This is a genomic window from Acinetobacter sp. CIP 102529 (assembly GCF_000368325.1).
GTDB classification, from domain to species: domain Bacteria; phylum Pseudomonadota; class Gammaproteobacteria; order Pseudomonadales; family Moraxellaceae; genus Acinetobacter; species Acinetobacter parvus.
Window position 1 is genome coordinate 145,525 of sequence record NZ_KB849354.1, and the last position, 12,885, is coordinate 158,409.

At 42.9% G+C, this 12,885-nt stretch carries 12 protein-coding genes; 6 read left to right on the forward strand and 6 right to left on the reverse strand.

From position 1 onward, the window contains the following. The first annotated feature begins 246 nt into the window (after positions 1 to 246). From F972_RS02945 to F972_RS02960, 4 genes are all read left to right on the forward strand, one after another. Complete coding sequence (locus F972_RS02945) at positions 247 to 834, forward strand: 5-formyltetrahydrofolate cyclo-ligase (RefSeq protein ID WP_004681294.1); 588 nt, start codon at positions 247 to 249, stop codon at positions 832 to 834. A 145-nt stretch (positions 835 to 979) separates the two neighbouring features. Then, positions 980 to 3,409, forward strand: coding sequence for an endopeptidase La (gene lon / locus F972_RS02950; RefSeq protein ID WP_004681296.1), 2,430 nt, complete (start codon positions 980 to 982; stop codon positions 3,407 to 3,409). A 316-nt stretch (positions 3,410 to 3,725) separates the two neighbouring features. After that, the gene (gene rlmH / locus F972_RS02955) at positions 3,726 to 4,205 is read left to right on the forward strand and encodes a 23S rRNA (pseudouridine(1915)-N(3))-methyltransferase RlmH (protein WP_004681298.1); all 480 of its coding nucleotides are present in this window, start codon (positions 3,726 to 3,728) and stop codon (positions 4,203 to 4,205) included. A gap of 106 nt (positions 4,206 to 4,311) precedes the next feature. After that, positions 4,312 to 5,085, forward strand: coding sequence for a DODA-type extradiol aromatic ring-opening family dioxygenase (locus F972_RS02960; RefSeq protein ID WP_004681300.1), 774 nt, complete (start codon positions 4,312 to 4,314; stop codon positions 5,083 to 5,085). A 281-nt stretch (positions 5,086 to 5,366) separates the two neighbouring features. Here F972_RS02960 and F972_RS02965 read toward each other — a convergent pair whose 3' ends face one another. Together F972_RS02965 and gdhA are read right to left on the reverse strand one after the other, a co-directional pair. Then, positions 5,367 to 6,425, reverse strand: a complete 1,059-nt coding sequence (locus F972_RS02965) for an RNA-guided endonuclease InsQ/TnpB family protein (RefSeq protein ID WP_034426576.1) — start codon at positions 6,423 to 6,425, stop codon at positions 5,367 to 5,369. Between the two features lie 202 nt (positions 6,426 to 6,627). Further along, entirely contained in the window at positions 6,628 to 7,995 is a 1,368-nt protein-coding gene (gene gdhA / locus F972_RS02970; protein ID WP_026040092.1) for an NADP-specific glutamate dehydrogenase, read from the reverse strand. A gap of 383 nt (positions 7,996 to 8,378) precedes the next feature. Between gdhA and F972_RS02975 the strand changes: the two genes are divergently transcribed. Both F972_RS02975 and nth read left to right on the forward strand, forming a co-directional pair. Further along, on the forward strand, positions 8,379 to 9,176 hold the full coding sequence (locus F972_RS02975; protein ID WP_004763900.1) for an RnfABCDGE type electron transport complex subunit B: 798 nt from the start codon (positions 8,379 to 8,381) through the stop codon (positions 9,174 to 9,176). Further along, entirely contained in the window at positions 9,177 to 9,863 is a 687-nt protein-coding gene (gene nth / locus F972_RS02980) for an endonuclease III (protein ID WP_004763901.1), read from the forward strand. It abuts the gene before it with no gap. Here nth and F972_RS02985 read toward each other — a convergent pair. The 4 genes from F972_RS02985 to F972_RS03000 all read right to left on the reverse strand — a co-directional run bounded on the left by F972_RS02985 (position 9,860) and on the right by F972_RS03000 (position 12,730). After that, positions 9,860 to 10,042, reverse strand: coding sequence for a hypothetical protein (locus F972_RS02985; protein WP_004755787.1), 183 nt, complete (start codon positions 10,040 to 10,042; stop codon positions 9,860 to 9,862). The genes nth and F972_RS02985 overlap by 4 nt on opposite strands. 60 nt (positions 10,043 to 10,102) lie before the next feature. Continuing rightward, the gene (gene adk, locus F972_RS02990) at positions 10,103 to 10,756 is read right to left on the reverse strand and encodes an adenylate kinase (RefSeq protein WP_004681312.1); all 654 of its coding nucleotides are present in this window, start codon (positions 10,754 to 10,756) and stop codon (positions 10,103 to 10,105) included. An 83-nt stretch (positions 10,757 to 10,839) separates the two neighbouring features. Further along, positions 10,840 to 12,153, reverse strand: a complete 1,314-nt coding sequence (locus tag F972_RS02995; protein WP_004763904.1) for a DUF445 domain-containing protein — start codon at positions 12,151 to 12,153, stop codon at positions 10,840 to 10,842. Between the two features lie 58 nt (positions 12,154 to 12,211). Continuing rightward, positions 12,212 to 12,730, reverse strand: coding sequence for a hypothetical protein (locus tag F972_RS03000; RefSeq protein WP_004675864.1), 519 nt, complete (start codon positions 12,728 to 12,730; stop codon positions 12,212 to 12,214). Between the last annotated feature and the right edge of the window lie 155 nt (positions 12,731 to 12,885).

The following is a 12,885-nucleotide window of genomic DNA, read 5'->3' on the forward strand; positions in this document are numbered from 1 at the left end:
GTACAAGTTGCTGTAGAAGCATGTTTAGTTCGTCTGATCACAGATACTTTATAAACTATTTTAATACTTTTTTGAATCCGTCAATGCGTAAGTCCTAAATTGTAAACTTAAGACATTTAGGCGACAATTTATGTCGCACAACTCATCCTGCTTTCCATAAGAACCCGATCTAATTATTCAGTTCCATATTCAAGAATCTCGCCAAAATCGGGTATCATTCTTCAAAAGAAAATCATTTCAAATCTCATGAACCAGCTTTTAAACCCATTAAGAAAACAGCTTCGCCTAAAAAGAAAGCGACTTTCTCCTTATGAACAAAAGAAAGCTGAACAACAGGTTTTAAATCGACTCAGATATTTGCCACAGTTCAAGTCAGCCCAAAAAGTTGGCATGTATTTACACGCCTTTGGTGAAGTGCATACCCGAAAAATCATCCAGTTCTGTTTTCAAAAAAACAAGCAGGTCTATCTACCCATGATCTGTAATATGAACCAAAACCTGGTTTGGGTAAAAATCAGCTCCAATCAATATTTAAATAAACGTTTTTCCCATCATCCTCTCGGTATGAAAGAACCAATGGCAACGCGTGGGCAGCATGTTTCCACCCTGGATTTACTGATTATGCCTTTATTGGCCTGTGACCAGCTTGGAACGAGAATCGGTATGGGAGGTGGATTTTATGACCGTACTTTGGCAACTGCCCCACATCGTCCTTTTCGGCTGGGACTCGCCCATTCTTTTCAATATATAAATGAACCTTTATTCAGACAAAAATGGGATCAACCCATTGATGGATTATTAACCCCTCAAAATTTTTATTATTTCAAACGATAAATAGCTAATTTTATTAATTTTAACCGCCAATCTTGAGTAATTTAGTCTTTTTTTCATATTTTATAAATTAAAACCCTTGTAATTTTAAAAATGCACTTCACTATAAAAAACATGGCAACACCGTTGTCACTCATTAGGAGTGCCCATGTCTGAATATATTTTAAATAATGAATCAAGCTTAGAGCCACAGGTTCCAAGTGTATTACCACTATTAGCATTACGTGATGTTGTGGTCTATCCACACATGCAAATTGCGCTATTTGTGGGTCGTGAAAAATCGATCAATGCAGTGGATGTGGCTCGTAACGGTGACAATTTAGTATTTGTAGTTGCGCAAAAAGATTCGCTTACAGAAGAAATTGATCACGATAACCTCTATCAATATGGAACCGTGGCTAAAATCGTACAGGTCGTCAATCATGAAAATGATGAAAACTGCATTAAAGTACTGATTGAAGGTCTGCATCGTTCTAAATTAGAGCGCATTATTGATGGTGAAGAATACTTGACTGCCGAGCACAGTCTCAGTCCAATTACATTACCATTGGATGAGGAAGCTCAAGCAACTCGCTTAAACGAATTACGTACCCTATTCGCTCAATATGCTGAAGCGAAATTACGCAATGCACGTGAGCTTGTTGCAGCAGCTAATAAAATCGAAGACCTGTTACAACTGATGTTCTTCGTTGCGACCCGTGTGCCTTTAAACATTGAAGTGAAACAAAACTTTTTAGAGCACGACGAGTTTGAAGCGCATTTGCAAGAGTTGATGAGCTATTTGGTGAATCAATCTGCTGAACAGCAAATTGAACAAACGTTACATGACAGTGTTAAACGTCAAATGGAAAAGAACCAGCGTGAATACTTTCTAAATGAAAAAATGAAAGTTATTCAACGTGAGCTTTCCGATATGAATGGTGGTGCTGAGGATGACGTTGCGGAAATCGAGAAACGTCTTGCTGAAGCAGATTTACCTGAACATGTACGCAAAAAAGCTGAAGCTGAGTTCCGTAAACTCAAGGCAATGCAACCTGCATCCAGTGAAGCAGCCGTTGTTCGTAACTATCTAGAAGTCATTTTAGATACGCCTTGGAATAAGGCGAGCAAAGTCAGCATTAACTTGGCCAAAGCACAAGAGATTCTTGATGAAGATCACTACGGCTTAGATGACGTCAAAGATCGTATTGTTGAGTATCTGGCGGTTCAGTCGCGTGTTAAAAAACTCCGCGGGCCAATCTTGTGTTTAGTCGGCCCTCCAGGTGTAGGAAAAACTTCTCTTGGGGAATCAGTAGCGAAAGCGACTGGTCGTGAGTTTGTCCGCATGGCCCTCGGTGGCGTACGTGACGAAGCTGAAATCCGTGGTCACCGTCGTACCTATATCGGTGCGATGCCAGGTAAAATTGTACAGTCTTTAACGAAAGTTGGGGTTAAGAACCCACTGTTCTTACTCGACGAAATCGATAAGATGGCACAAGACTACCGCGGCGATCCTGCTTCTGCATTGCTTGAAGTGCTTGATCCATCACAGAACAGTAAGTTCAACGATCACTATTTAGATCTTGATCTGGACTTGTCTGAAGTGATGTTCATCTGTACTGCGAACAGCATGAATATTCCAGAAGCTTTACTGGATCGTATGGAAGTGATTCGTCTACCGGGTTATACCGAAGATGAAAAAGTGAATATTGCTGAGCGTTACTTAGTGCCGAAAGCCATTAAAAATAATGGTCTACGTGCAAAAGAACTGACTATTCATGAAGAAGCCATTCGCGACATCGTACAACGTTATACACGTGAAGCTGGTGTGCGTAGCCTTGAACGTGAAGTGTCTAAAATTGCACGTAAAGTTGTGAAAGAGGCGGTGAGCAAGAAGTCTAAAAACCTACAGGTTGATGTGACTTCTGCAAATCTTCCAGAATACCTGGGTCCACACAAGTTTGACTTTGGTGTTGCTGAAGATGAAGCGCAAGTGGGTCGTGTCAATGGCCTGGCTTGGACTTCGGTGGGTGGTGAGTTACTGACCATTGAAGTTGCTGCCGTAAAAGGTAAAGGTAAATTCATTACTACAGGTTCACTCGGTGATGTAATGAAAGAATCAATTACCGCAGCAATGACCGTGGTTCGTACACGTGCGGATGAATTGGGAATTGAATCATCTCGTTTCGATGAAACTGATGTCCATGTTCACTTACCTGAAGGTGCAACACCAAAAGATGGCCCATCAGCTGGTTTAGCCCTGACCACTGCCCTTGTATCGGCATTTACAGGTATTCCGATTCGTCCAGACATTGCCATGACAGGTGAAACAAGTCTTGGTGGTCGTGCGATGCGTATTGGTGGCTTGAAAGAAAAGCTTCTTGCGGCACACCGTGGTGGAATCAAGCTGGTCTTCATTCCACAGGATAACGTCCGTGACTTGGCTGAGATTCCAGAAAATGTGAAAGAAGGTTTAGAAATCAAAGCTGTGAAAAGCATTGATGAAATCCTGCCTTTGGCTTTGACGGATACACCAAAACCTTTGCCGAAAACACCGATTGTAAAACCAGTGGAAGAAGCAAAGGCTGCACGTCACTAATCCTTGAAAAAATTAAAGAGAGCTTCGGCTCTCTTTTTTTGTTACATATTTTGGTTGAAAAATAACCAGTATATTGCATAATGAAATGGAGTCGACAAAACAAAGGCCAAACTTGACTCATGAACTCATTTTAGTGCCATCTGAACTCCAGACAGATGGCACTTTGATCGCAGCTCATACGCATGTTGAGCTGCGTTTTTTATGGAGAGAATAATCCGCTATTTTGTATCTTTTATGACAAGATAAACCGTTTGCACCATCCCATGACAACCAGCAGCATTTATAATGTGCTGAATCTATCGATTTAAACAATCCTATGAAAATTCGTATTCTCACCATTGGTCAAAAAATGCCTGCCTGGGTACTCACTGGCTTTGAAGATTACTTCAAACGTATCCAGCCCTTTGTACAGACTCAGGTGATTGAGCTGCCTATGGCGAAACGTGGAAAAAATGACTCTGAGGCAGATATCCTAAAATACTGTCAAATTGAGGGTGAAAGTATTTTGAATGCCCTCAAGCCAAATGAGACATTGATCGCTTTAGAAGTCGGCGGGCGCGAACTCAGCACTGAAAAGCTGGCAGACACCATGAAGCAATGGATGCTAGAGGGCAATGACATCGCACTTGCCATTGGTGGCCCAGATGGCCATTCCGAAGCGGTACGTCAGGCAGCGGCCTGGCACTGGTCATTGTCCAAGCTCACCATGCCCCATCCCATGGTGCGTATCTTGCTTATTGAACAACTGTATCGTGCGATGAGCATTAACCATAACCATCCTTATCATCGGGCATAGCGCTATACTTGTTCTGATTTTAGAACAATATGTTGAAGTTTAACTACTGTCATTCCTTTAAAGAATTTGTCACGATAATCAGGTCTCTCCAATCAGGTGCGCTGTTATGAACTTGCAAACTTTACCAGGGTTATTTATCTCTCATGGTTCGCCAATGCTCGCACTTGATCCTGAGCAGGTTGGTCCTGCCCTATATCGCCTAAGCAGCAATCTGCCAAAGCCCAAGGCCATTGTGGTGATGTCAGCGCATTGGGAAAGTCAGGCGCTGGAAGTCAGCACCTCCACTCGACCACAAACCTGGCACGACTTTCGCGGCTTCCCACCTGAACTGTATCAGATTCATTACCCTGCGGCAGGCGCGCCAAAGTTGGCCGAGGAAATACTGAGTTTATTTGCAGAAGCAGATATTGCGGCCCACGCAAACAGCACCCGTCCACGCGATCACGGCGTATGGATGCCGTTGTTACATATGTATCCAGAGGCAGATATTCCTGTGATTGAAATTTCCCTGCCAATTCACATGAATGCGGATGAAATTTACAAAATCGGGCAAACGCTTGCACCATTACGTGATCAACAAATCCTGTTGATTGGTTCAGGCAGTATCACCCACAATCTGGCTGAGCTATCATGGCACAACCCTACAGATGTGCCGATCTGGGCCAGTACATTCAGAAATGCAGTGGTGAGCAAATTGACCCACCAGAACTATGATGCGGTGCTGGATTGGCCATCATTACCCTATGTCCAGCGCAACCATCCCACACTTGAACATTTTGCCCCACTGTTTTTTGCGATGGGGACAGGTCATCGTTTTACGATCGTACATAGCAGTTTTTCAATGGGTTCACTGGGCATGGATATTTATCGGTTTGATTAAAATTTCATATCGTAAAAAGGGACGGTCATCATCGTCCCATCCATAAGGCCATAATTGCTGGAATATTACAAATAAATACATTTAGCAAACTGAATACCTAAACGTACTACATGCTCTTTTTTAAGAATACTTTAAGCTTAACACTGTTATTTATTTACTGTCATTTTGAACATGAAAATCAAATATTTAGTTCTTGCCTTACTTCCACTTTCCCTAATAGCCTGCCAATCAGCACAAAATATAACTGACAGCGTAATTACACAATTGACATCCTCCCCGACCTAAAGGACGGGGATTCCTCCTGCGAGACGCTCATGTCCGAGCGCAAGAATATTCAGTGCGGAATTTACATCCCGATCATGGAGCGTACCGCACTCCATGCACTGCCATTCTCTTATTCCTAAGCCTGCTCTACCTTTCGGACTACTGGAGCGTGAGCCACAGCACGAGCAAGTTTGGGTGGTATACGATTCATTGACTTCTTCATACCATACCCCTGCGTTCTCGCATTTATACTTGAGCATGGTTCTTAGTGTTGTCCAACTTGCATCTAGCACTGATTTAGCTAATTTAGTTTGTGCGAGTGCTTTGGCATTCACATTGCCAACGAAGATTGCTGCATGTTCATTCACCAGTTTATGGCTGAATTGATGCAGCATGTTTTGACGTATATTTTTAATCTTGGCGTGAATCGCTTTGACGCGTTTCTTATTTTTTGCACGTTGAGCAATGCCAAGTTTTTGTTCATATTGGCGATAGATTTTAGGGGCTTTGAGTTTCACACCATCTGAGCATGTTGCAAGGTCTTTTAGCCCTAGATCAATGCCAATGGCTGTGGTTGATGTTGTTTTCTCTATCTTTGGTGCTTCTACAACTAAACAGACATACCAACGCCCACGACTATCCTCAACAAATGAGCCTGTTTTAACATTGTATTTGCTTAGTCCGTAGCTGTCCCATAGTTTGAATTGGTGCTTGCCATATTGAACATAGCCATCAGCATATTTGATTGCTACTTTCTTGAACGGTATCCAGCCCAATGAACGCCTAGCTGATTTTTTATTGCTGACTCGCCATTTCAGTTTTGCTTTTTTGAATTGCTTGCGTCTTGTCACTAATTCTTCTGTGACCGCCTGAATCGTTTGGCTATGCAAATTACATTCTTTCGATGTGCCTTTTGTGTATTTGGCAATGTCGTATGCTGAAAAGAATTGTTGTTTGCGTTGTAGATGCTTGAAACACAAATCATTGACATAATTCCAAACAAAGTTTACCTCCAACGCTAGTTGGTCTAGCATCTTGCAATGTTTGTCTTTTATTCGTAATTTGAGTGTCTTCATACAATTATTTTAACCGTATTTTTCTTAATAGTGATTATAGCAAAAGTATTTAAAACGACATTTCATGTCGTATGGCTTACGCCAGTCGCTTATATCCTCGGGCTAAACCCCGAGGTTTTACGCTCCAATGGATAAATAAAAAATCCGATACTTTTAACATCGGATTTTTTATGAAAAGTCTTTCTTTATTAAAGAGGAATTTTTAATAAATACCCTGACCTAGAATTGCGTCAGCCACTTTTACAAATCCAGCAATATTGGCACCATCCACATAATTGATGCTTCCATCTTCCCGTGTACCATATTTCACACAATTGCGATGGATTTCTTTCATGATCGCATGCAGGCGCTCATCCACTTCCTCAAATGACCAACCCAAACGATTGGCGTTCTGCGACATTTCCAGACCTGACGTTGCCACACCACCCGCGTTAGAGGCTTTACCTGGCGCATAGAGGATTTTTGCCTCAACAAACTTCTCCACCGCATCTAGTGTCGATGGCATATTCGCACCTTCAGCCACACAGATGACCCCGTTAGCCAAAAGAATTTCAGCATCTTCGCCATTCAACTCATTTTGTGTCGCACATGGCAAGGCAATATCAGCACGAATATGCCAAGGTGTTTTACCCTCAAAATATTCAAAACCATGTTTAGAGGCAAAATCTGAAATACGACCACGTTTTACGTTTTTCAGTTCCATCACTTCATCCAGAAGCGCCTTGCTAAAACCGTTCTTCAAATAGACCGTACCATTTGAATCAGACAGAGTCACCACTTTTGCACCCAGGAACATGGCCTTTTCTGCCGCATATTGCGCCACATTGCCTGAACCAGAAATTGAAACCGTTTTACCCGTGAAACTGTCGCCACGAGTTTTCAGCATTTCTTCGGCAAAGTAAACCGTACCGTAACCCGTTGCTTCTGGACGCGCCAATGAGCCACCAAACGAGATGCCTTTGCCTGTAAATACACAAGAGGTGTCATTGCTGAGCTTTTTCATCATGCCCGTCATATAACCAACCTCACGACCACCCACACCAATATCTCCTGCTGGAATATCAGTGTTTGATCCTAAATGACGGTACAACTCAAGCATCAAGGCCTGACAGAAACGCATAATCTCGGCATCAGACTTTCCTTTGGGGTCAAAATCAGAGCCACCCTTGCCCCCACCCATTGGCAGTGTGGTCAGTGCATTTTTAAAGGTTTGCTCAAAACCCAAAAACTTCAGGATAGACAGGTTCACTGAAGGGTGAAAACGCATTCCCCCTTTAAATGGCCCAATTGCCGAATTGTACTGCACACGAAACGCGCGGTTCACATGGGTTTCACCCTGATCATCCATCCATGAAACACGGAACTGAATCACCCGTTCAGGTTCAACCAAACGCTCTAATAGACCATATTGAGCGTACTTTGGGTTCTTCTCAATGAAAGGCCATAAACTCATCATTACCTCTTCCACAGCTTGCAGAAACTCTGGTTGATGTGGATCACGAGCTTTAACATAATCCAGGAAGTCGCTTAGGCTACTGTATTTCAATGTTTGACCCTCAAGTCGAATGATTCATAAAAGTGCAAAAAAAACGCACCAAAATAGTTTAACGCACCTATTTAATACTTATTTTTTTAATTCACAATATTTTTTTCAATCATATTATTTTTAATTTTTATAAATCAAATATTTAAAAAGAAAAAATAACGAACATTCCTATAAAAAATACCATGTATCATTTTAGTGCATTATTTAATATATTAAAGAATTTCAATTAATTAAACAAAACAAGAAAGATATGATTTATTTTAGGATTACTTGGTTAAAGTGCAATATTCGCACCATTTTTTGTCAAAATCCAACACTTTAAGCCAACTGTTGTTTCCAGATGTTCACCGCCAACACCATCTATTTTTTGTTATACTATTCCGTCCCATTTTGTTTCCCCTGTTGTTATGTCCCTGCCCCCACCACATTCCCTGATTGTCCAGATAGACCAGCTTTTACCACAGACACAGTGTGGTTTATGTGGGCATCGTGATGGATGTTTACCCTACGCACAGTCCATTGCAGAGGGTGAAGATGCGAACAAATGTGTTCCAGGCGGACAGCCTGTTGCGGATGCGCTTGCCACACTGTTACAGCGACCACAATTGACTGCCGAACCCAGTGTCTGGGAAATACAGGCAGATGGTCGCCCACAGCAAATGAAAGCGGTGATCCGTGAAGATGAATGTATTGGATGCACCAAATGTATCAGCGCATGTCCTGTAGATGCCATCATCGGCAGTGGTAAACTCATGCATACGGTGCTGGCAGATCTGTGTACCGGCTGTGAACTATGCATCCCACCTTGTCCAGTTGACTGTATTGACCTGGTTGCCGACATCAAGCCACTGCCAACCCGAGAACAGCGCGTTAAGGAACAGGATGAATTAAGGCATCGTTACTATGCCCATATCCAGCGTGAAGAAAAACGCCGCCTAAATCGTAAAGGTCCGATTGTACGGGCTGAAATCGATACCGAGTTGTTTGCCCAGTTCTCCCAGGCACTCAATAATGTGCCTGTGATTACATTGGCAGACAAGCCCAAAGAAAGCGCCCCAATTGATGCAAAAACCACGATAGAACTGGCTAAAATCCGCACCCAGATCAAGAAGCTGGAAAAACAGTTAAGCGTACGGGCTGATGAACAGAAACAGGTGCAACTGCTTAGCCTACAGCAACGTTTAAATGAATTGCAGGAAGTCTAAATGCCCGTTAAGAATATGACCAAAAAGCAAATTCAGGTTTTCTTTGAACGCTTGCATGAGCAACGTCCCGATCCCCGTACAGAGCTGAACTATTCATCGCCATTTGAACTGCTGATTGCGGTGATGCTTTCGGCACAGGCGACCGATGTCAGCGTCAATAAGGCAACCGATAAACTCTATCCTGTGGCAAATACAGCCCAGGCCATCCTTAATCTTGGTGTCGAGGGACTCAAGGCATATATCAAGACCATTGGGCTCTATAATGCCAAGGCTGAAAATGTGATTAAAACCTGCCAGATTTTGCTTGATCAATACCAGGGACAAGTACCCGAAACACGTCAACAGCTTGAAGCGCTGCCAGGCGTAGGCCGTAAAACGGCAAATGTGGTGCTGAATACCGCATTTGGACAGCCAACCATGGCGGTGGACACCCATATTTTTCGAGTGGGAAATCGTACAGGTTTAGCCGTTGGAAAGAATGTGTTAGAGGTTGAGCATCGTCTAGTTAAGGTGATCCCGAAAGAATTTATTTTGGATGCCCATCACTGGCTGATTCTACATGGCCGTTATTGCTGTATCGCGCGTAAGCCGAAATGTTTTGAATGTGTGGTTGCAGATGTCTGCAACTGGCCTGACCGCTTTGAGTTTGGTGCAAGCAAATCCATTGCAACAAAAAACCTCAGTTAATCCTGAGGTTTTTTATCTTGCCGCAATTTTGGATGGAGCTGACGCGATTTTCCATTCTGCCGATTTTCCAGTGCCTGCTGTTTTTGCACATGGCGCAGCATTTTTTGGCTCTGGTACGCCAGAAACAAGAGTAAAGCCAAACTTAAGATCACAAGCAAAATAAGAACCACTTTTAGCACAAGCTTTCTCCCAAATAAAAAGAGCCCTATTCAGAGCCCTTTCATCATTCGCAATTCAGGTTATTTATCCAGAATCGCAAACAGGTCTTTTTGTACATCATCGATGGCACGCAGACCATTCAACTTATTATAAGTCGGTGCATTCTCACCAGAAGCGGCACGCGCCTGATAGAAACCAACCAATTGCTCAGTTTCGCTATGGTAAGACGCAAGACGCTTACGAATGGTCTCTTCCTGATCATCTGGACGCTGTACCAGCTCCTCACCTGTTTCGTCATCCTTACCTTCCACTTTTGGCGGATTGTAAACCAGGTGGTAAATACGACCAGACGCTGGGTGCTGACGACGACCAGAAAGACGCTGAACGATTTCTTCGTCAGGCACATCAATTTCGATCACATGGTCAATGCTGATACCCGCAGTTTCCAGAGCCTCAGCCTGTGGAATCGTACGTGGGAAACCGTCAAAAATACAACCATTTTCACAGTCAGGCTGGGCAATACGCTCCTTAACCAAACCAATAATCAATTCGTCTGAAACCAAACCACCTGACTCCATGACGCTTTTCGCCTTTAAGCCTAGTTCAGTACCTTCACGAATTGCAGCGCGGAGCATATCACCGGTTGAAATTTGTGGGATATTGTAGCGCTTACAGATCAACTGAGCTTGAGTACCTTTACCTGCCCCAGGTGGTCCGAGTAAAATAATGCGCATAAAAGAACATCCTCATTTAAAAACAATAAATCTTAAATTGAGCAATATGATACAGATTTATTGCTCAACCAACATCAAATTAATTATAAGAAAGCAACAAATAAGTGGATTAAACCAGCAATGAAACCAGTTACACCACCCAATAAAATTAGGATCCACTCATCTTCTTGGAACGCAGGTCGCAATAAATTCTGGAATTCTTTCGGCGTTAGTTCACGGATACGGTCCCTAAACATTTGAAAGATTTTTTGTGCGCGGCTGGCGTTCAAGGCTGGGTCACATACAGGTCCCATGGTAATTTCAATTGAGCGATCAATCAAGTCAGTCTTGAGTCTAGCATATTCCCTAGGGCCAAGTGAAAGCTGCAATGATGTACGCACCAGTGGCGTTTCCATAATTTCATTGATATGGCGCTTGACAATACGGCGGGTCTTGTCCTTTTTACTACCATACATCATTTCAGTCATGATGGATTTTAGGGTAATCAGGTCTTCGGTCACCACACTGGCAAACACATCAGAAACCTCTTCCTGACGCTTCATGAATGCACCCTGAACATTATAGGTGCCAATCTTCAACACAGGCACAATCCACGGGAACTTACGGTCTTTGGTTAAACGGAAAATCTGTGGATAGCGGATATAGTGTGGCTCGATTGGGTTGAACACCATCCAGATCGCAATCCAGTTAGTCAGAAAACCCCAGATGGCGGCCCAGAACGGAACAGTCCAGTGCCAAGGCACCACAAACCAGACAATCATCTGGAACACACCAAAGAACATCCCAATCAGCGCACTGATATGCCAAATAAAGTTAATTTCCTTTTGGCCCACTTTCAGGAACATCCGCACCATCAAACGGCGGTCACCCTCCATCTGGCTCACCACCATTTCACGCATGTCAACCAGTGACTCAACATTCATGGTCAGCTCAGTCACCAGTTCCTTTAGGGTATTTGGCAACTGTTTATGCGCCTGTGCATAAATACGGCGCTTAATTGAATAAGGCAGGTTTTCCCACAGCACCGCATTACGGTCAAGCATAACCTCATCAATCAGGTGTTCAAGTTCAAAACCAACCTGCTCACCAATGATGTTTGCCATGTCCTCAGGGTCCATCGCTTCCAGAAACTCTCGCAATGAACCTAATTTTGATAGGGTATTGTCAGTAATAATGCCTGAAATACGTCCTGCCTTACGTGGCACAATCCCTTGCCAACCTACAGGTAATGGTCCTAAATGGAATCCCCAGAAATTAATTGGGTAAAACACCATTTTCAAAGCCATCCACACGTGTGCCCATGTTACAAAGGCAGTCACTGGAATGATACTTAAGACTGCCAGATGGTCAGGTCGATTTAAGAAAATCTGCCACAATTCATTGACGTAATCAAACATGCATGACTCTCAAAGTTATTGATACATTATGGCCTATAGATGAACAGCTTGCACTCTCCTACAAACCAAAACTTAAGGTGTATGAAAACTGAAGCACAGGTTCTGCTTTTTTAACAGTCTTCCCATCTGCCCCTTTCAATGGTTCACGTACGCCCGCACCCACACTGAATGTGCTAATCCGTTCATTATTCAACCACACAAAGGCCATATCAGCCCCTACACCCAAATTCGCCTTTACTTTTCCACCATAATTTTTACTGTCCAGATGACCTGCATACAGCCCAACGTAATATCCGTTTTTATCTGTGCCTGTCAGGTAATATGGATAACGGAAGCCAACCTGACCGCCCGCCTCATTATCATCGTTTAAAAACGCACCCGCTTTCGCATAAGCAATCCCGTATGGATTTACCCATTCAAGGTTGGCGTGTAATAATTTTTTGGTTACACCAGCCCCAATATTCCAGGTTGAAACTTTTGCATCCTTTAGTTTAGGTTCAGGCTTAAATGGATTTTCCCCAGCGTGAACCAAACCCGTAGATGTTAAAACCGCCAGCAAAAGGTAAATTTTTTTCATTATTTTCTCCACTTTCCCTAAGAGTGTGTCCTATTTCAAACAGTTTGTGACTTTAACAGAATTATTTTGCTCCTAATATACAAGACCATACAATTTTAATGTCTGCAAAGTCAAAAAGTGTCGCACCACATTTGCATGAAGTACTGAAAATTCTA